We start from the raw sequence: 19,179 nt of genomic DNA on the forward strand, positions 1-19,179 counted from the left end.
CATTAACTAAAATCTATTGAGTACCTTGTTTTTACAGCATCCTGCAGTCTGTACTCTAGGGCTACAATTTTACCTTGCCTAGTTGAAAACAGGTTCGTAATTTTAAACACAGGATCTTTTTCCTGGATATGAAATTGCTTGCTAATTTCTTCCGTTGCTTTAATTAACTGAAAGTCTTGGTAAACATCATCCGGCTTCTGGGTACCGGTATTGACTGCTTCAATTATTGACATTACTTTTAAGCAATTTGAATCAAATCCCGGAAAATTATCTAAAAGTAACAGTAAATGTTCGCAGGTAATTTCACCCTTAATTTCCGCTGTAAAAGAGATATCATATAACAATTCGTGTGAGCTCACATTAAAAACTGCAGCATAATATGAACCAACTAGCCTTAGATAAGTATCCTTAAATTTTATTTTGTCCGATGACTCCAAATATAACGGCTTAATAATGCCAGTCATTTCCAAAATATTTTGTTTTGAAATTATTGGAGCAACAAATAAACCACTTCCTTTTTTACGCACAACTTTATTTTCAGCTACTAATTTATTAACAGCCTTTCTAATTGTGGTTCTACTAACATCATATTTTTTTTGCAATTCAGCTTCATTTGGCAGCGTGCTGCCGGGCGGATAACCGCCATTATTGATTCTTTGAGCCAAATCAGCATATATATCTTTAAAAAGCAAAACTAATCCTCTTGATAATCATAAATATTATTGGCATTAAAATGATATTTAAATTTATTTCCTAATAAATATTGGGTAGTACTCTCAATTGGCAGATCATCGTCTTGATAATTAAAGCTGTTTACCTGATAAAGGGGAGTCCCCTTTTTGACCCGCAATAGACTGCCTATTTTTTTATCAGCCAAAAAGCAACAGATACTCTCCCTACCATAGGTTGGCCTGATTTGATATTCTTTTTCCAATACTTCATAAAGTGACTTATTGGTAAAATCAATATTAGCCATTTTGGTAAAATCTGTTTGATTAAAATATGTTATTTCATAGGTTAAAGGAATATCTTTGACAAACCTAACTCGTGCAATTTTGATAACCTGTCCTTCAGGTGCATTAAAAAAATCCTTTAATCTCCCAGGCATTTTTTCAATGGTAGTTGCCAAGTGCTTAATTTTGACAGTTTTATTCCTAAGTTCAGTTGTCATTGAGTCCATGCCCAGCATATTAATGTCAATTTTCTTGTTAGAAATTATTCCCGCCCGTTCTTTGGCTTGTATTTGACCTTCATTTTTCAGCCTGTCTAAAGCATGTTTAACTGCATTACGACTAACTTGCAATTTTTCTGAGATTTCCCGTTGGGAGGGTAATTCACTCACCTTTTTAAAGTGAATTAAAAATTCTAAGTACTCTTGTACTTGTACTGCAGCAGTTCTTTCTTTAAATTCCATGATATCTTCTTCATTCTGGTATCATTATCTTATTTTATTGCTTCTTTTTTTAAAAATTTCCCATTTCAATGGGCTATAATCAAGGCAATTTATATTTAAAAATATATCTTCATTAATTTTGGTACCAGACTTATAGTAATCGCTTCCACTTACCTTGTCAATGGTTTTTTATTTATTTCGCATTCTTTATCTACTTGAGGGCGTTTTAATAGTAGAATTTGCCTTAACTGTTGGTAATTAACTGCAAAGTAAAGTAAAATATTTAAGGATTAAAAAAGGAGTGGCATAATGTCGAGACTAGAAAGGCCTGTCGTGATCGGTATTACTGGTGGCTCAGGCAGTGGAAAAACCACAATTGCTCAAAAAATTGTTGCACAAATGCAAGAAAACGAACATGTCCTGATTATGACGCAGGATTCTTACTATAAAGATAATACCGGTATCCCCATGGCTAAAAGAATGAAGATCAATTATGATCATCCCGATGCCTTTGATGTACCTTTACTAGAAAAGCAACTGCTTGATTTACTGGCATACAAGCCAATTGAGATGCCTGTTTATGATTTCAAGGAGCATACACGCAGCCAAAAAACAATTCACAAGGAGCCTGCCGATATCATTATCCTTGAAGGAATTCTGGTTTTAGCTAACAAAGAGATTCGCGATTTAATGGATATCAAAGTATACGTTGACACAGACGACGATATTCGTTTTATTAGGCGTTTAGAACGGGACTTAAATGAAAGGGGCCGCTCTATTGAATCTGTAATTGACCAGTATCTGAGTACCGTTAAGCCAATGTATCATCAGTTTATTGAACCGACTAAGCGTTATGCTGACATCATTGTTCCAGAAGGAGGCAAAAATGATGTGGCTATTGATATGCTGACTACTAAAGTTCATTCTATTTTAAGTAAAAAAGAGCAATAAAAAAGGAGTAAACGCACTGAGCCCCAAAAGCTTGACAACTTTTGGGGTTCAGTACAAAGTGCATTACTCCTTTTTACGTATTTAATCAACTTTAGGCTTCAAGGCATTGTCAAATAAATTAGTAATTAACTTCACTAAAACGCCATCGAAAACTAAAGCAGAAATGATGTTAGTAATAAACATCACAATTTGAACCTGCATACTGAATTTACTCCAACCATATAAAATATATGAAGGAATAAAACAGCCAAATGAAGCAAAGAATGCACCAGTTAATACGCTTTTCCAAGTGAATTTTTGGTAACGTTCTTTCTTAGGAAAAAAGCCAATTTCATTAGTGGCACCTTGAATGACTCCTGAAAGAATGGTAGTAGCTCCCCACTGTCCACCGATTGCCATTTCAACGACAGAAGCAAGTAATTCACCGATTGTTCCAGAGCCGGCTGTGGGAACAAAGTACATTGCCAGTGGTCCCGCCATAAGCCATAAGCCAGAAAACACAGTGTCTGTTACCGGCGCAAAACCTGTGGGTACCAAGAGCATCTTAACTAAATTAAAAGCCCAGTTAAAACCATAGGTATAAATTACACCCATAATGATACCAATCAGTGCAATTAAAATAATTGACTTCACATTCCATTTTGAAGATCTTGTAAACATAAAAATACTCCTAACTTTATAAGTCATTAGGAGCATCTTTTGTAACTAAATTTAACACTTCCCTAACGCAGGTATTGTCCCGTTCAGGTTCAGAGGGTATTTCTCAGCTATTTGGCACCCCTAGTGACTGATATTCATTTTTTACTAGTATATCACATTTTAACTAGTTTTTCTGCATTATTCAAAAGAACAATTATTTTTAAAACTGACTAAAACTCACTAACTTATCTTTAGTAAGATCACGAATAATAGCAAGTGTCAGATCTACGGATGCTTTAAAGTCAGAATAAGCGCTAAAGCAATACGGCGAATGTTCATAACGCACTGGGATGCCAATCACAATAGTAGGTGCTCCGTTTTCATAATATATGGCAGCACCATCCTGGCCACCACCAGTACGAACCGAACGAGTATATGGTATATGATTCTTATCAGCTAAATCACAGGCATATTGCTGGAATTTAGGATTAGGCAAAAAGGAAGTATCCATGTCACGGAGCATTGGTCCTCGCTTTAACCCTGTTTGTGATAGCCATTCTGGAGTAAAGGTATCATCAGCAGGACATGATTCCAAAACGATAGCTAAATCAGGTTTTACGGCTCTAGCTGTAACATATGCACCCCGCAAACCAACTTCTTCCTGACTTGAAAGTGCAGCCACAACGTTAAAATCGCATTGTTCGCCCTTTAAATTGTCTAGGACATCTGCCATAGCAGCTGCGCCAAAACGATCATCAAAATCTTTGCCAAAGAATAAGCCACTTTTGTCGTTGTATTCACATTTGACATCAACAAAAATTGGACAGCCAGTATCAATTTGATAGTCATTAATAGTTTCAGCTCGAGAACCGGAGCCAACATCAATAGACATATCGGCTACATCTGGTACATTATTTTTTTCAGCTGCTGTCATAAAGTGCGGGGGTTTAGTTGCAACTACTCCAGGCACATACTCCCCTGCACGATTTTTTATTTTGACGCGTAAAGCAGGGATATTGTACTTGACCCAGCCACCCAATGGTACGAATTTAATCATTCCATTAGGCCGAACAGCCTGTGTAATAAAGCCAACAGAGTCAGAATGAGCATCTAATTGAATTACCGGTTGATCTTTTTTATTTTCTTTCTTAGCTGCATATACATTGAGCATGCCATCAACTTTGACATTAGCAAAATCACGCACTGTTTCAGTAAACAATTTAACAAATTCCTCTTCAAAACCTGAGGTAGAATTGGCGTCGGAAAAATCTTTGAGCATTTTTATTTCTTGTTGTTTATCCATTTGTATACCTTTCACTTAAATATCTTATTCTTCAATTTTACCAAAAACTTGCATTACAAGTTTAAAAAATAAGTAGGTTCGTAAATAATCTTACTGCTTTTGGTAATATATATACTTTTTGTACGTAATTTACACCTTAATAACATAAAATAGTCTAAAATAATCTGTTTTTTTGCTCAAAAAATGATATAATCGAAAATATTAGGAATTATAATTGTTTTAAATGAAGGGTAGATAAATGCCAAAAAACGACAATATTAATAATATTATTGATCATAAATTGTTTAGTGAAGATGACATTCATCAGATGTGTGTCAAGTTAGGAAAGCAGCTTACTACAGATTATGCTGGTAAAAAGCCTTTAATTGTTGGGGCTCTTAAAGGTGCCATCTTCTTTTTAACCGATTTAGTCAGAGAAATGGATGTTAAAGCTGAAATTGATTTCCTGGACGTTTCTAGTTATGGCAACGAAATGGAGTCTTCTGGCAAAGTTAAGCTCGTTTCTGATTTAGCAACCGATGTTAAAGATCGTGATGTTTTAATTGTTGAAGATATTGTTGATACTGGATTAACTCTAGATTTTATGAAAGAATTGCTTAAAAAGCGTGGCGCCAAAAGCGTTAAATGCTGCGTTCTGCTTAACAAAGAAGCAAATCGTAAAGTAGATGTTGATATTGAGTACTTTGGTTCAAAAGTCGGAAATGAATTTGTAGTGGGCTACGGACTTGATTTTATGAATTTTTACCGCAACTTAAAATATATTGGTGTGTTAAAACCTGAAATTATTAAATTAGTTAATAATAAATAAAAAGGAGTTGTCTCTTGGACAACTCCTTTTCAAGTGTCTATCATTCTTTAGACACCTTTTTTTCTTTATCTACAGCTTTAACTATAAACCAGCGCATAAATCCCTGCTCTATATCGTCAAGTTTGAATTCAAATCCTTCTAACTCAACTTTTTCACCTTTTTTTAAATCTGGATAATGTTCCATCATGTAGCCACCAATTGTAATAATGTCACTATCCTGGAAACTTTTTAAATCCTTTTTAAAATAGCGGGCAAAATCATATAAAGTCGTTTTGCCTGATACATGAATATTACCTTGCTTGTCTTTAATTATATAATCATCAGAAACATCATCAATTTCATCTTTGACAGTACCAAATAATTCTTCATAAATATCCTTATCAGTAACTATTCCGCTGGTACCACCGTATTCATCCACAACAAGGACAATTGGCGTATGCTTCTTAATCATTAATTGAAGAATATCTTGAATTGGCATCGATTCAGGTACAGTAATCATCGTTCTAATAATACGCGTAACTGGTACATTTTCGTCAATCTGACTCTGCTGAATAACATCAAAAGCATAGATATAGCCAACAACATCATCTTTATTGTTTTCGCGCACAACTGGAATTCGGCTTGAACCTTCATCTAAATACATTTTAAGAGCTTGCTTAATTGTTTCAGTTGAATTAATAACTACTAGCCGTGTTCTATCAGTCATAATGTCTTTAGCTATTTTGTCATTCAGTTCAAAAGCACGTTTCATATAGGTCAGGTCGTTTTTATCAAGTGAACCCCCATGAACAGCTTTACGTGATAATTTAATGATTTCTGATTGAGAATAAACCTGATTTTCCTCATCAGCCGGCTCAAAGCCTAACATTTTCAGTAAACCATTTGAACTAGCATTAAGTAACCAAACGAAAGGATAAACCAAAGTATGAAATAACTGTAAAGGTGTCACTATTTTTAGCAAAATCTTCACGGGCATGTCAATTGCAATATTTTTGGGCACAATCTCTGTAACCACAACTTCTAAATAAGTTAGAAGAATAACGCCTAAGATTGCACTGATAGAGCGAATGACAGAATGGTTAAGATCAACTAAATTAAACATTCTTTCAAATATCGCAGCTAAAGTATCAGCTGAAAACCAACCCAAGACTACACCAACTAAGGTAGTCCCAACCTGTGTGGTAGAAAGATACTCATTTAAATTATGAGTCATATGCAAAGCGCGCTTAACTTTGCGCTGGTTGCCAATTTTATTTGACAGCATATCTTCAAGTTGGCTGGGCCTAGTTTGAACTAAAGCAAATTCTGCAGCCACAAAGAAAGCTGCAAAAACAAATATAACTAAAGTTGCTATTAAATTAGTAACTATTTGGGCCGTACTCAAAATTTATATCACCTTTATTAGTTTATCGTTTAAATTAAATTCCCTCATTTAACATTTTATCATTAATAGCGCTTTATTTTAATTAGATTACATACTTATTTAACTAATTTATAAATTTTCTTAAACGGTAAACGATCAGGATAAAACTTGGGATCATTGACTTCTGCTGCATTATCCTGGTAACCAAGCGCAATTGCCATACCCACAAGTTCATCCTCTGGTATTTTACAATACTTACGTACCAGCTCAGGATAAGATACCATTGAATGCGCAGGCATAATTGCTAGTCCCTCATTAAGCGCAAGCAACATGATACTTTGTGAAAAAATCCCTAAATCATAAACTGACCAAGCTGGAGAGGTTCTTGGGATCGTAAGGAAAGCGACATCCTGAGCATTGAACATATTGTTATTTGATTCCGAGAATAGTTCCATTTTGTTATTAAAAAAATAAGGCTGGGAAGCCCCAACAGCAGCCATATTTTGACTAGGATATGAATCCCAATTGAGTGACAACATTTTGACAAAATCTTCGTGAGGCTCAACATTGTTATCAATTTGAGTTTTCACTTCTTTTTTTAGACCAGAAAGCGCATTACCAGTTAACATATAAACCTTCCAAGGCTGTGAGTTAAGTAATGACGGAGATAACTGTGCCCTTTGAATAATCTTAGCAAGTAATTTTTCGTTAACTTTTCTACTAGTAAACTTGCGAGTTACTCGTTCATGGTTATAAACTTTATTAAATTCCATTCTGATTCAAATCCTTACATATTAAAGAGAATATATGAAACACTCTACTTTTTAAAACAAATTTCTCTAGAATTTCAAATACAGGTAGAAATAATCAAAAATACTCTATCTTTTTAATACTCACTTGTTTACACTTCTACTAAAGTTACAAATTGAAGCATTACTATCTAATAAAATCAGTCATATACACATTAATAATATTAATAAATTATACGCAATATTGCAAAGGTATTTGGCAAAGATAACAAAAAAATTTATAAAGAAAGATTAATTTATTTGCAACTTTGTGTATAAATCACAAAGTTACTTTTATTATTTTCCTGGTTAAATCAGTATTATTAAATTATATACGGAGGTTTTTAAAATAGATATTTATAATTTGTTCAGTTTTAAACATATGCAAAATTAAAAAACAGTTTAACTATAAAACAAATTAAACCGCCCCTTTATATTTTATATTGTCTGCGTATTTCTCGTTCTTGATCCCGTTTCTTAATTGCCTCCCGCTTATCATATTTTTTCTTTCCTTGACCAACACCAATAAGAACTTTGGCAAAACCATGTTTCAGATAGACCTTCAAAGGAATAATTGCAATTCCACGTGCAGACTGGTCCTTAGCAAGTCTTGCCAGTTCCTTTTTATGTAAAAGCAACCTTCTTGAACGAAGTGGTTCATGGTTATAGCGATTACCTTGCTTATATTCGCTGATGTGGACATTTTCAAGAAAAGCAGAGCCGTTAATAATTTGTACATAGCCATCGCGTAAATTAATACGGCGTGCTCTCACTGATTTTATTTCCGTGCCCGTTAAAGCAATACCTGCTTCATAAGTTTCTTTAATGAAATAATCATGATGTGCTTTTTTATTTTGAGCAATTAAATTTTCATTTTTTTCTTTTTTCAATTTTCTAACCTAATGTTTATATCTACTTAAATGTGGATGATTACCATTTTTTTGAAAATTGTTGCGGTAGTGACCCTTATGTGCGTGATCGTTGCGAAAGCCCCGATTACCGCGTCTTTCGTTTTTCGTACCACGATTATTATGAGACCTCTTAGGTGCATTAGGATCATAAATTTCAAAGTCAAGCTGATGCTGCTCAACGTTAGCATTCGTAAGGGTTACTTTAAGAGGCATCCCCACATGATATTGTTTATGAGTACCGCGTCCAGTCAGGGTCATGCTTTTTTCATTATAACTGTAGAAATCATCCGTCAAATTTGAAATATGAATTAAGCCTTCAACTGTATTGGGCAACTGGATAAACATTCCAAAACTAGTCACAGAAGAAACAACAGCATCAAAGTGTTCTCCAACTTTATCCGCCATATATTCTGTCATCTTTAAGTCATTTACTTCTCTTTCAGTATCAACAGATACACGTTCCTGAGTTGAAGTCTGATCTGCAACTTCAGGTAAATAGCTGGCAAAATGATCCTGTACTTTTTGATTAATACCCTTTTCACTATAGGCGTGAATCATTCTATGCACCATTAAATCGGAATAGCGCCTTATTGGTGAAGTAAAATGAGTATAAAACTTAGCTGCTAAGCCAAAGTGTCCCAGTGGTTCTTCTGAATAATGTGCCTGCTTTAAACTACGCAGCATCATCATTTGAACTACTGCTTCTTCAGGCGTATCAGTTGTTTTAGCCACAACTTTTTGTAAATCAATTGGCTTAACGTGATTAGGATCAGCGGTAATATGCAATCCAAAAGCACTGCAAAATTCAAAGAAGCCTTTAATGCGTTCACCATCTGGAGTTTCGTGCACACGATATAGAAACGGAACGTGTTTGCGATAAAAGTCTTCAGCCACAGTTTCATTTGCCATCAACATAAATGATTCAATCATTTTTTCAGCTATTCCACGATTGTGTAACACAATATCTGTGGGTTTACCTTGGTCGTCGACAATAATTTTTGCTTCTGGTTCTTCAAAATCTATTGCACCACGCTGATGTCTTTGCTGATATAACACGTTATGTAGTTCAGCCATATCTTGCAACATAGGTGCCAACTTAACGTATTTGTCTTCAAGCTTTTCATGATTATCTGGATCTAAGACCTTGTTGACATTGTTATAAGTCATTCTGCCGTGTGATCTCATAACAGAGGGGTGAATACGATAATCAACCCGTTTTCCTTCAGGAGAAATTTCCATTTCACAAGACAAAACAAGACGATCTTGCCCTTCGTTTAAAGAGCAGATGCCGTTAGATAATCTAAAGGGCAACATGGGAATAACACGATCAACAAGATATGTACTATTACCCCTGGTAAAAGCTTCCTTATCCAACGGAGAGTTTTCTGTCACGTAGTGAGCCACATCAGCAATATGAACCCCTAAATGATAGTTACCGTTAGGAAGTTTCCATAAAACCACGGCATCATCGAAGTCTTTAGAATCATCCCCGTCAATGGTAACTGCGGGTTGCTCCCTAATGTCCTCACGATTCGCCATTTCTGCCTCTGTCACGTGATCAGGAATGGCATTAGACTGCTCAAGTGCAGCTTCAGACCATTCTGTACGAACATCATGTTCAGACACAATAGCCATAATATCGACGCCTGGTAAATTTTTGTTGCCTATAATATTGGTAACAACACCTGTCATCGAATCTGGATTATCTTTGTCAGGATAGTTAGCAAGCGATACTTTGACAATATCTTGTTTTTGTGGATGCAAACTGTCCTGACTAATATAAACGCGATAGTTTGCCAGTTTTTTATTTGAGCTGAGAACATAACCAATAAAATGACTGGTTTTTATTTGAGCATCAGTCATTGAATGAAATTCACCAACAAGTGTTTTCGTGCCACGTTCGAGAATTTCTTCTACTTGTCCTTCAGGCCCCTTACCATTCCATGGATTACCACCAGCAGTGATTTTGACCTTAACACGATCACCATCCACGGCATATGCTGTATAATCGCGAGCAATAAAAATATCATCAGCATCTTCGTCCTCGAGTTTGACGAAGCCAAAGCCCTTGCTGTTAGCCTTAAAAATGCCTTCCACTTCGGTATTTTCTTCAGCTAATTGATATCGACCATTGCCATCAGTAATTATTTTCTTTTCCTGTTCCAAATAGGATAATGCTTTGACCATATCTGAAAAACTGCCAAGTCTGTCTCGGCGTAATATACGATCAATTTGTTCAACTTGATATTGTTTTTTAGGATTGTGACGAAAAATCTCTAAAACATTGGCTAGGATATTCTCGTTTTGTGCCATGCACTTAACTCCGTTTCGTTAGTAAAAAGATAAAAAAAGTCCTCCCATCACTTGATCGGGAGGAACCATTAGTTATTTTGAAGACAAATAAGCTAATACAATAGCAAAAGCGAAAAAGAGCACCAGTAAAACAGATGTTACTTTTTCCATAAATGCCTCAAAACCACGTTTCTTCGTTTGACCACTAAAAACTGCACCGCCAGAGAGTGCATTCAATGCATCTTGCTGCTTTTGCGGCTGCATCATTGTCGCAATAACGATTAAGATTGAAACAATAATTAGTAGCGTCATAAATAAATTGTACAATGCGCTGCCTCCAATATACAAATACGTTACTGGTAAATTTTAGCACAAAATAGATTTAATTTCGAGTTTTATTTTTCGAGTTCAGGTGCATCGGTTTTAAATTTATTTTGCGTTGATTTTTGATGATTTTTATACCATAAAGAAGTTTTATTTTTTGCATATAAATTCTTTAAAGCTTTTTGCTCATTATAATCATAATCTTGTGGCTTAACCTTTTTAAACCACTTTGGATGATAAAAACGTAGAAGATTACCCGCTATAACGCGATCAGATAAGGAAAGCTGCGTGGTAACCTTGTTTGAAATTGCCACCAGCTCAGTCTTTAATTTTTTGTCTGGCTTAATTATTTCTTCACCTGTCTTAGTATCATAATAGGTACTGCCTACTTTCGCATATAGCGGTGTTATAAAATCACCATTTCGCTGGGCAACAATTTGTGGTGCTTTGTTACTTAATAAATCATGACCAAATTGTATAGTGCCCTTGTTCGTAATTCCCAGTAAATTTAACAAGGTTGGCAACACGTCAATTTCTCCACCATAAGTGTTTTTAATGCCGCCTTTTAACCCCTTCATATGAAACATTAAGGGAACACGCTGAAATTTCAGGTTATCAAAATTAGTAAATTCATCCTGATCAAGAAGTTCTGCACTTGCCTTATGGTGGTTGCCGGAAATACCATAATGATCACCATAAAAAACAAGTAGTGTATTTTTATCTAAACCAGTTTTTTTCATCCACCGCATTAATTGTCCTACGGCTTGATCTAAATAATGAGCCGTTTGGACATAACCATCGACCGTTTCATCACCAGTGTCAGTTTTGTCAATTGATTGATTTTTCTTATCCAAATCATAGGGATAATGATTAGTTACAGTAATTAATTTAAGATAAAAAGGTTGCGGCAAGCGTTCAATATACTTAATTGATTGCGAGAAAAAAATTTTGTCTTTTAAGCCATAACCTATGTAATACTTAGGTTTATTTTGATAATAAGAAAGCGGCATAAAATACTCATAGCCAAATTGCTTGTAGGCATTATTACGATTCCAAAAAGACCCGGCTCCACCATGCATAACGGCAGTAGTATATCCACCCTGCTGTTTTAATATTGCAGGAGCGCTTTCAAACGTATTTGAAGTGCCATAACTAGACATTGCTGAACCTGATTGTAAACCAAAAAGAGAATTTTCCAGCATCATTTCGGCATCCGAAGTTTTGCCTTGGCCAACTTGATTATAAAAATTGGAGAAGCTAAGCGTATTTTTGGCGTGATACAGTTTATTTAAATTAGGAGTGACCCCCTTGCCCTTCCACTTGTACCCAATCAAAAATTGCTGAAAGCTTTCAAGATGTATGACCATAACATTTTTGCCCTTGGCAACACCCGTATAAGCACTATTTGGTTTAACGTAATTAACCTTTAAATACTTTTTAACCGATTGCAAGTCAGAAACATTAGCTTTGGCCATTTGCTCACTTGTTTGAGCTGTTTTAAAAGCATCATATACCGCATATTCATTCATACCCAAATATTTAACAATATAACTGTTGTCAAAAGTTCTGGTTAACAAACCTGAGCGGTCCTTTTGAGCCATCAACAAATTAATGCCAATAAGCAGAACAGCAATACCTTCAAGCAGAAGATTAAATCTTAACTTTAACGGGCGTAAATCATATTTAACGACTTTACTAACCATTAAAAAGATGATTAGCGCTATGTCCATAAAGGCTAAAAAATCTGTTACCCGAGTTATTCCTACAATGCTTTTACCCAAGTTATCAGCAGTCGAGCCTGAAGTTTTAATAATAGACAAAGACAAAAAATTTGAAAACTCGCGATAATAAAGGATATTGGCAAATAACCACAAGCTGAGCAGAAAATCAATTGCAATCATGATCCAGTATGATTTTCTGCCCTTAAAGAAAAGACCAATTCCCAGCAAAAGTAGTCCTGAAGGCAAAGGATTTAAAAATAACAGAAAATTCTGCATTGCACCTTCGGCACCCAGATTAAACTTGGTTAGATAAATTAAGTATGTCTTCAACCAGAAAGTCACTAAAATAATAGTAAAAAAGCCTAGTTTGGTTTGGGTCAGCCATTGCAGAAAAGACTTGATACGTGTCATCTTATTCTCCTCTCACTAAGCCTATATCTTACCCTTAACTGCTGTTAAGTGCAGGGATTTTAATAAAAATTAATCATTCTGTGGGCTGAGCAATTTTTGCGGTTTAAAAATCCAAGCAAAGATTCCTAAAATCATACCGAAAAAATACGTGACAAAGCGCCACAAGAACATCCCTACGATTAAGGTACCATTAGATGAAATAAAGGTAGAAAATAAAGTTTGAAAGCTATATTCTGCCCCACCTGATGCTCCGGGAATAGGTATAATCGCCATGAACATGATAATCATAATGTTCATTTGAGTTACGCTTGCCCAGTCAGCAGAAACATTTAAAGTGACCAATGTCATATAGGGAATGGAATAAAAGCACAACAGTTGCAATACAGTGAGTACCACACACACTAGCAATTTCTTTTTTTCCCTTTTTAGCTTTTGGCTTTCCTCATAAAATGTTTCAATTTTATCAAGCGTGTTTTTACGCCATATATCGACCCGCTTTTGATTAATAAATTTTGCTAGTAAGTTCATTATCCAGTTGGCAGCATTTTTAGTCCAATTATAGGCAAACAAAATTGCCAGCAAAAAAGCAATAGAGCCGACATGAATTAAAAAGCCGATTGCAATGAAAACAGCTAGTCCTGCAAACTTGGTTGCTACCATATGAAAGCCGGTAATAATTGTAGTGACGTAAGCTAAAAAAACTACAATTTGATAAATAATAAACTTCATCAGTAGTAAGGATGTTGCCCGACCGCCTTCTATTCCCATTTGAACCATAGCAGCTAATTGTGAAGGCTGTCCACCAGTTGACATAGGAGTGATGGCATTAAAAAGCGCTTGAATCAAGGGAATTCTAAAAAAAGACCATTTTGAACGGCTAGGTTCATTTTTGCGCTTGGTAAGAACTGCCAAAATGCTGGCTTCAAAAACATAAGAAAGAAGCATTAAACCAAAAACAGCGACTAACCCAATCAAGTTAATATTGCGAGCTGCTTGCTCCAATTGTGCAATCGGAGTTGATCTTAAGTCAACATATAAAACTATGCCACTTATTACAAGAACTATGGCAACGCCCCACAAGTGTTTTTTATTCATTAGCGAATTTGTCCCAAGTTACGACCAATTTCATATTGCTCTTGATAAAAATCATCCCATATGTGGGCTAAATTATCTTCAGAATATTTTTCACTGGCTTCATCGGATAACTGGCTGTATTTATTTAAAATGGCCGGATCTTGCGCTGCTACCCGCAATTGCTGATTCATTTCAGTGAAATTACTGCCCTTCATGTAATACCCACTGATTATTGCCTGATATAAATCGAGATCACGCAACAAAACTGGGGTAGCGCAACTAAAGGCTTCCAAAACAGACATAGGAAATAACTCATCATAAGATGGCAAAACAAATAGATCTGCAATGTTGAGGTAATCAACTAATTTCTGCCGATCAATGATTCCCGTAAATTTAAGATTTTGTGGTGGATTTTCGACCAGTTTTTTAAAATGATCATAACCATCAGTTATTTTGCCAAAAGAAAAGCCTCCGGCCCAGATAAATTGCATCTCAGGATTTGCCTTAGCTAATTTGGCAAAGTCATCAACGCCTTTACGAGCCTGTACTTGACCATCACCGAAAACCACAAATTTATTAAGTGGAATACCTAATTGATGCCTAAATGAATTCTTTTTTTCCTGACTTTCTGAATAAAACTCATTCTTAGATACAAAGTTGGGAATATACTTCACATTTTCACGCTTAATACCATATTTAACTAACTTATCAATAAAAATCGGATTAACAACTACGATCTCATCCATCCGTTTATAAAAATCAATTACATACTTATAAAAAATATTTTTTGCCAATGATGGCAATTTAACCGATCCTTCAAGCGTTTCCGGCAAAAAGTGAACATAACCAATTTTGCGTCCTCGTGCCGGTGAAAAACTATTAGCAAAATAAGTTGGGTTCACTGTATGATAATGTGTTAGATCGCTTTTACCATATCTGTTATTAGTGACATAAAATTTGTCAACCAAGTGTGTTCTAAGTAATCTTATCAGCTCTGTATATACAGATCCGACTCCCTGCCCTTTTACCGAGGCAGCTTGTGAAAACATATTAATTCTAATCATTTGTCTCCTCTTGAAGATCCTTTTGCGAATCTGAAATTGTATCTTGATAAAATTGATAAACTGAACTAGCAAATTTTTGAGCAGAAATTTGTTCCATTTTTGCAGACAATTTATCAGGCTGAATGCTTTTTCTCCCTTTTCTTAAATAGAATAATATTTCATTGAGCATTTCACCAGGGCCGTTAAAGACTTTGCCAAATTCTTCATCATCAAAAACATGTTCAGTATAGTCAGTATCATAAACGACACATTTCGTACCTGAAGCTAAGGCTTCAATATACGTCAAACCTTGAGTTTCAGTATCACTAGCTGAAACAAACAGGTCTGCCATTTTATAATAGGAGCCAACATCATCATGGGGTATATCTCCAGTAAATATTACACTATCTTCCAATGTTAATCGTTCCACCTGCTCTTGCAAAACTTCCATATCTGGTCCATCTCCAGCAATCACTAGACGTGTTTGAGGAAACTCATCAAGAATTTCCGGCATTGCATTTAGGATGCGATCTATCTTCTTTTCTTCTGCAACTCTACTCAAAGTTAATAATACCGGGACCTCGTCTGGTATGTCTAACTCTTTGCGAACATCAACTGTTTCTGGCTTATTTAAGCTATTTATATCCACTCCAGTTGGAATAACCCTCATAGGTATATTTACCTTATAACGCTTCAAAAGAGCCTCTACGCGCTTACTAGGTGCAATAACGCCATCCATATTTTTTAAGTAAGCATTGGTAAATTGCTTAACATGATATGGTCTAAGCAAATGTCCATTTAAAACGTAGTGCAGGTAATCTTCATACATTGTATGATAAGTATGTATTGCCGGAATTTTCAATTGGTGGGCAACATACTTCCCTATCATACCCAAAGCAAACTCAGTTTGGGTATGAACAATATCCAATTTAACTTCACGAGCAACCTTTGTAGCTTCAAAAAAGCCTCTAAACGCAACGCGTCTATCAGTAAACGAAATAAAGGGAACACTGCTGAAACGGAATATGTTAGCCTCAACTGTTCCTTTTTTTATATGAGGATCGGTAGTAGTAAAAATAAAAACATTATGACCTTGCTCCTCAAGAGCATCTTTTAAGGTTTTAATTGATGTTGCTACACCACTTAATTGTGGAAAATATGAATCGGTAAAGATACCTATATTCATCTTAAATACCTCCATAAAAGGTATTATAAAGATTACACATAACTTGTGCAATTTTTATAAAAAAACTTACAATACAAAAGCAGCCCTCGTATGAGGGCTGCTTAGTAATAGCGGTGATCGGGGTCGAACCGATACGTCCTAAACGGACACCAGATTTTGAGTCTGGCGCGTCTGCCAATTCCGCCACACCGCCATAATATGTTTTAATTTACAGTTCAATGAGTGAACCGATAAAGGCGGGGATCGGATTTGAACCGACGATTAAGGTTTTGCAGACCTCTGCCTTACCACTTGGCTACACCGCCATCGAATTTTTATTAAAATAGATTGGGATAGCTGGATTCGAACCAGCGCATAATAGAGTCAAAGTCTAGTGCCTTACCGCTTGGCTATATCCCAATGCTAGGGCGGAATATGGGATTCGAACCCATGTATGCCGGATCCACAAACCGGTGTGTTAACCCCTTCACCAATTCCGCCATGAAGGTAAACAGGGATAGTAGGAATTGAACCCACACTAGCGGTTTTGGAGACCGATGTACTACCTTTATACGATATCCCTATTATGGAGGAGGGTGGATTCGAACCGCCGAACTCAGAGAGAGCGGTTTTACAGACCGCCGCGTTTAGCCACTTCGCTACTCCTCCAGGCTGATGGCGCGGGACGGAATCGAACCGCCGACACAAGGAGCTTCAATCCTTTGCTCTACCGACTGAGCTACCGAGCCATCCTACGGTCCATATCAGATTTGAACTGATGATCTTCTCCGTGACAGGGAGACGAGATAAACCACTGCTCCAATGGACCATATTGCGGGAGGTGGATTTGGACCACCGACCTTCGGGTTATGAGCCCGACGAGCTACCAGACTGCTCCATCCCGCGATTTTAATAAAGGAGGATGTGGGATTTGAACCCACGCACGGCAAGACCGTCTAACGGTTTTCAAAACCGTCCCCTTAAGCCACTTGGGTAATCCTCCAAATGTAAATATACCAAGAATGGTAATGACCCGTACGGGATTTGAACCCATGTTACCGCCGTGAAAGGGCGATGTCTTAACCACTTGACCAACGGGTCATATTTATCGTTCCTACGCCATAAGACGCTTAATTATGATACCTAACTTATTGTAAAAAGTCAACTGTTTTTTATTTGTTTAACCTAACAAATCCTGTTAAGTTGCTGAATCACAACGTTATTAATAATACAGGATTATGGTTCATCATGCAAGACTTTTGTGCAAAAAGTTGAACTTTTTTCGTGTGGTTGCCAGCTAAAAATACTTTTTCCAGCAATCACAGTATTTTTACATTATATCGTGAAAAAGGTTGTATCATCCTCTTTTGAAAGAATTAGCAAGTCAATTAAAGCCAACTCTACCAATTAAAAAGGACCGCAGATTAAATTCTAACGGTCTTTTTAATTATATAAGCGGAGACTGAGAGATTCGAACTCTCGCACCAGAATAACCCGATCTACACCCTTAGCAAGGGCGCCTCTTCAGCCACTTGAGTAAGTCTCCACAATGGGCCTAAATGGACTTGAACCATCGACCTCACGCTTATCAGGCGTGCGCTCTAACCAGCTGAGCTATAGGCCCCAAAAAGCGGGTAACGAGAATCGGACTCGCGACTAAAGCTTGGAAGGCTTTCGTTTTACCACTAAACCATACCCGCACTAATAAATAAATGGCGCGGGACGGAATCGAACCGCCGACACAAGGAGCTTCAATCCTTTGCTCTACCGACTGAGCTACCGAGCCATCCTACGGTCCATATCAGATTTGAACTGATGATCTTCTCCGTGACAGGGAGACGAGATAAACCACTGCTCCAATGGACCATATTGCGGGAGGTGGATTTGGACCACCGACCTTCGGGTTATGAGCCCGACGAGCTACCAGACTGCTCCATCCCGCGATTTTAAAATATAAAAGTACAAACAAACTCCATACTTTATGGACCTTGTAGGACTCGAACCTACGACAGGACGGTTATGAGCCGTCTGCTCTAACCAACTGAGCTAAAGGTCCAAGCTCTGGGAAATAGCGGCGGGGGGGATCGAACCCTCGACCTCCCGGGTATGAACCGGACGCTCTAGCCAGCTGAGCTACACCGCCAATAATGTAACCATTTTACAAAGATTACAATCGGGAAGACAGGATTCGAACCTGCGACCCCCTGGTCCCAAACCAGGTGCTCTACCAAACTGAGCCACTTCCCGTTATTATGCGCCCTGAAGGATTTGAACCTTCAACCTTCTGATTCGTAGTCAGACACTCTATCCAGTTGCGCTAAGGGCGCATCACTAAATGCCGAGGACCGGAGTCGAACCGGTACGGTTGAAACCAACCGCGGGATTTTAAGTCCCGTGCGTCTGCCAATTCCGCCACCCCGGCAAGTAATGAAAGCGGAAGACGGGATTCGAACCCGCGACCCCCACCATGGCAAGGTGATGTTCTACCACTGAACTACTTCCGCATAATATGTAATGCCGATTATACGATTTGAACGTACGACCCCCTGTTTACAAGACAGATGCTCTACCAACTGAGCTAAATCGGCAAAATGTAAATATGGTATATATTATTGGCGAATACGGGTGGTGGGACTTGAACCCACACGTCCGAAAACACTAGAACCTAAATCTAGCGCGTCTGCCAATTCCGCCACACCCGCAAAATGGGGCCATGAGTCGTGACGGGCTTGAACCGTCGACCCTCTGATTAAAAGTCAGATGCTCTACCAACTGAGCTAACGACTCGGAATGGAGGATACAGGGCTCGAACCTGTGACCTCCTGCTTGTAAGGCAGATGCTCTCCCAGCTGAGCTAATCCTCCATAAGCACGGCAGCGTCCTACCCTCGCAGGCAGTCTCCCACCAACTACTCTCGGCGTGAAGAAGCTTAACTGCTGTGTTCGGCATGGTTACAGGTGTTTCCTTCTTGCTCTTGCCACCGTACTTTTTCT

At 37.3% G+C, this 19,179-nt stretch carries 15 protein-coding genes, 27 tRNA genes, 1 rRNA gene and 1 riboswitch; of the genes, 2 read left to right on the plus strand and 41 right to left on the minus strand.

What is annotated here, in order from left to right:
• Positions 1-2: 2 nt before the first annotated feature.
• The gene (locus tag AAA926_RS04090) at positions 3-692 is read right to left on the minus strand and encodes a GntR family transcriptional regulator (protein WP_198180952.1); all 690 of its coding nucleotides are present in this window, start codon (positions 690-692) and stop codon (positions 3-5) included.
• A 2-nt stretch (positions 693-694) separates the two neighbouring features.
• Positions 695-1,414, minus strand: a complete 720-nt coding sequence (locus AAA926_RS04095) for a GntR family transcriptional regulator (protein ID WP_198180953.1) — start codon at positions 1,412-1,414, stop codon at positions 695-697.
• 288 nt (positions 1,415-1,702) lie between these two features.
• Here AAA926_RS04095 and udk point away from each other — a divergent pair, with 288 nt between their 5' ends.
• Positions 1,703-2,344 (plus strand): uridine kinase, encoded by a 642-nt coding sequence (gene udk / locus AAA926_RS04100; RefSeq protein WP_198180954.1) that lies wholly within the window; start codon positions 1,703-1,705, stop codon positions 2,342-2,344.
• An 81-nt stretch (positions 2,345-2,425) separates the two neighbouring features.
• Here udk and AAA926_RS04105 read toward each other — a convergent pair whose 3' ends face one another.
• Positions 2,426-3,004, minus strand: coding sequence for an ECF transporter S component (locus AAA926_RS04105; RefSeq protein WP_198180955.1), 579 nt, complete (start codon positions 3,002-3,004; stop codon positions 2,426-2,428).
• Positions 3,005-3,046: 42 nt separating this feature from the next.
• Positions 3,047-3,136, minus strand: a riboswitch (TPP riboswitch).
• Positions 3,137-3,203: 67 nt separating this feature from the next.
• On the minus strand, positions 3,204-4,286 hold the full coding sequence (locus tag AAA926_RS04110; protein WP_198180956.1) for a M42 family metallopeptidase: 1,083 nt from the start codon (positions 4,284-4,286) through the stop codon (positions 3,204-3,206).
• 238 nt (positions 4,287-4,524) lie between these two features.
• Between AAA926_RS04110 and hpt the strand changes: the two genes are divergently transcribed.
• Positions 4,525-5,094 (plus strand): hypoxanthine phosphoribosyltransferase, encoded by a 570-nt coding sequence (gene hpt, locus AAA926_RS04115; protein WP_198180957.1) that lies wholly within the window; start codon positions 4,525-4,527, stop codon positions 5,092-5,094.
• 40 nt (positions 5,095-5,134) lie between these two features.
• Here the strand turns inward: hpt and AAA926_RS04120 are convergent, their stop codons facing one another.
• The 37 genes from AAA926_RS04120 to rrf form a co-directional block, all read right to left on the minus strand.
• Positions 5,135-6,478 carry a hemolysin family protein gene (locus tag AAA926_RS04120; protein ID WP_198180958.1) on the minus strand — a complete coding sequence of 448 codons (1,344 nt, stop codon included), beginning with the start codon at positions 6,476-6,478 and terminating at the stop codon, positions 5,135-5,137.
• Between the two features lie 95 nt (positions 6,479-6,573).
• Complete coding sequence (locus AAA926_RS04125) at positions 6,574-7,230, minus strand: nitroreductase (RefSeq protein WP_198180959.1); 657 nt, start codon at positions 7,228-7,230, stop codon at positions 6,574-6,576.
• A 446-nt stretch (positions 7,231-7,676) separates the two neighbouring features.
• Complete coding sequence (smpB, locus tag AAA926_RS04130; protein WP_045927674.1) at positions 7,677-8,135, minus strand: SsrA-binding protein SmpB; 459 nt, start codon at positions 8,133-8,135, stop codon at positions 7,677-7,679.
• A gap of 9 nt (positions 8,136-8,144) precedes the next feature.
• Positions 8,145-10,469, minus strand: coding sequence for a ribonuclease R (gene rnr / locus AAA926_RS04135; RefSeq protein ID WP_198180960.1), 2,325 nt, complete (start codon positions 10,467-10,469; stop codon positions 8,145-8,147).
• Positions 10,470-10,541: 72 nt separating this feature from the next.
• Complete coding sequence (secG, locus tag AAA926_RS04140) at positions 10,542-10,775, minus strand: preprotein translocase subunit SecG (RefSeq protein ID WP_034977075.1); 234 nt, start codon at positions 10,773-10,775, stop codon at positions 10,542-10,544.
• Positions 10,776-10,843: 68 nt separating this feature from the next.
• Positions 10,844-12,904 (minus strand): LTA synthase family protein, encoded by a 2,061-nt coding sequence (locus tag AAA926_RS04145; protein WP_198180961.1) that lies wholly within the window; start codon positions 12,902-12,904, stop codon positions 10,844-10,846.
• A 69-nt stretch (positions 12,905-12,973) separates the two neighbouring features.
• Entirely contained in the window at positions 12,974-13,999 is a 1,026-nt protein-coding gene (locus AAA926_RS04150) for a lysylphosphatidylglycerol synthase transmembrane domain-containing protein (RefSeq protein ID WP_198180962.1), read from the minus strand.
• The gene (locus tag AAA926_RS04155) at positions 13,999-15,042 is read right to left on the minus strand and encodes a glycosyltransferase family 4 protein (RefSeq protein WP_198180963.1); all 1,044 of its coding nucleotides are present in this window, start codon (positions 15,040-15,042) and stop codon (positions 13,999-14,001) included. The genes AAA926_RS04150 and AAA926_RS04155 overlap by 1 nt, the downstream gene beginning before the upstream one ends.
• Positions 15,035-16,207 (minus strand): glycosyltransferase family 4 protein, encoded by a 1,173-nt coding sequence (locus tag AAA926_RS04160; protein ID WP_198180964.1) that lies wholly within the window; start codon positions 16,205-16,207, stop codon positions 15,035-15,037. The genes AAA926_RS04155 and AAA926_RS04160 overlap by 8 nt, the downstream gene beginning before the upstream one ends.
• 108 nt (positions 16,208-16,315) lie before the next feature.
• Positions 16,316-16,400 (minus strand) — tRNA-Leu (locus AAA926_RS04165).
• Positions 16,401-16,441: 41 nt separating this feature from the next.
• Positions 16,442-16,512, minus strand: a tRNA-Cys gene (locus tag AAA926_RS04170).
• A 22-nt stretch (positions 16,513-16,534) separates the two neighbouring features.
• Positions 16,535-16,606 (minus strand) — tRNA-Gln (locus AAA926_RS04175).
• Between the two features lie 7 nt (positions 16,607-16,613).
• Positions 16,614-16,686 (minus strand) — tRNA-His (locus tag AAA926_RS04180).
• Between the two features lie 12 nt (positions 16,687-16,698).
• Positions 16,699-16,769, minus strand: a tRNA-Trp gene (locus AAA926_RS04185).
• Between the two features lie 4 nt (positions 16,770-16,773).
• Positions 16,774-16,855 (minus strand) — tRNA-Tyr (locus AAA926_RS04190).
• A 7-nt stretch (positions 16,856-16,862) separates the two neighbouring features.
• Positions 16,863-16,935: transfer RNA gene (locus AAA926_RS04195), tRNA-Phe, on the minus strand.
• A 6-nt stretch (positions 16,936-16,941) separates the two neighbouring features.
• Positions 16,942-17,015, minus strand: a tRNA-Asp gene (locus AAA926_RS04200).
• Positions 17,016-17,018: 3 nt separating this feature from the next.
• Positions 17,019-17,092, minus strand: a tRNA-Met gene (locus AAA926_RS04205).
• 10 nt (positions 17,093-17,102) lie between these two features.
• Positions 17,103-17,189: transfer RNA gene (locus AAA926_RS04210), tRNA-Ser, on the minus strand.
• A 26-nt stretch (positions 17,190-17,215) separates the two neighbouring features.
• Positions 17,216-17,287, minus strand: a tRNA-Glu gene (locus AAA926_RS04215).
• Between the two features lie 355 nt (positions 17,288-17,642).
• Positions 17,643-17,732 (minus strand) — tRNA-Ser (locus AAA926_RS04220).
• A gap of 4 nt (positions 17,733-17,736) precedes the next feature.
• A tRNA-Ile gene (locus AAA926_RS04225) sits at positions 17,737-17,810 on the minus strand.
• A 5-nt stretch (positions 17,811-17,815) separates the two neighbouring features.
• Positions 17,816-17,886, minus strand: a tRNA-Gly gene (locus tag AAA926_RS04230).
• Between the two features lie 13 nt (positions 17,887-17,899).
• A tRNA-Phe gene (locus tag AAA926_RS04235) sits at positions 17,900-17,972 on the minus strand.
• A 6-nt stretch (positions 17,973-17,978) separates the two neighbouring features.
• A tRNA-Asp gene (locus tag AAA926_RS04240) sits at positions 17,979-18,052 on the minus strand.
• Positions 18,053-18,055: 3 nt separating this feature from the next.
• Positions 18,056-18,129, minus strand: a tRNA-Met gene (locus AAA926_RS04245).
• A gap of 39 nt (positions 18,130-18,168) precedes the next feature.
• Positions 18,169-18,242, minus strand: a tRNA-Ile gene (locus AAA926_RS04250).
• Between the two features lie 13 nt (positions 18,243-18,255).
• Positions 18,256-18,329 (minus strand) — tRNA-Met (locus tag AAA926_RS04255).
• A 30-nt stretch (positions 18,330-18,359) separates the two neighbouring features.
• A tRNA-Pro gene (locus tag AAA926_RS04260) sits at positions 18,360-18,433 on the minus strand.
• Positions 18,434-18,439: 6 nt separating this feature from the next.
• A tRNA-Arg gene (locus AAA926_RS04265) sits at positions 18,440-18,513 on the minus strand.
• A gap of 9 nt (positions 18,514-18,522) precedes the next feature.
• Positions 18,523-18,608, minus strand: a tRNA-Leu gene (locus AAA926_RS04270).
• Between the two features lie 10 nt (positions 18,609-18,618).
• Positions 18,619-18,690 (minus strand) — tRNA-Gly (locus AAA926_RS04275).
• 11 nt (positions 18,691-18,701) lie between these two features.
• Positions 18,702-18,774: transfer RNA gene (locus AAA926_RS04280), tRNA-Thr, on the minus strand.
• Positions 18,775-18,806: 32 nt separating this feature from the next.
• Positions 18,807-18,888: transfer RNA gene (locus AAA926_RS04285), tRNA-Leu, on the minus strand.
• 12 nt (positions 18,889-18,900) lie between these two features.
• A tRNA-Lys gene (locus AAA926_RS04290) sits at positions 18,901-18,973 on the minus strand.
• Positions 18,974-18,977: 4 nt separating this feature from the next.
• Positions 18,978-19,050: transfer RNA gene (locus AAA926_RS04295), tRNA-Val, on the minus strand.
• 4 nt (positions 19,051-19,054) lie between these two features.
• Positions 19,055-19,171: ribosomal RNA gene (gene rrf, locus AAA926_RS04300) — 5S ribosomal RNA — on the minus strand.
• Positions 19,172-19,179 lie beyond the last annotated feature (8 nt).

Source organism: Lactobacillus juensis (assembly GCF_036246285.1).
Classification (GTDB): Bacteria; Bacillota; Bacilli; order Lactobacillales; family Lactobacillaceae; genus Lactobacillus; species Lactobacillus juensis.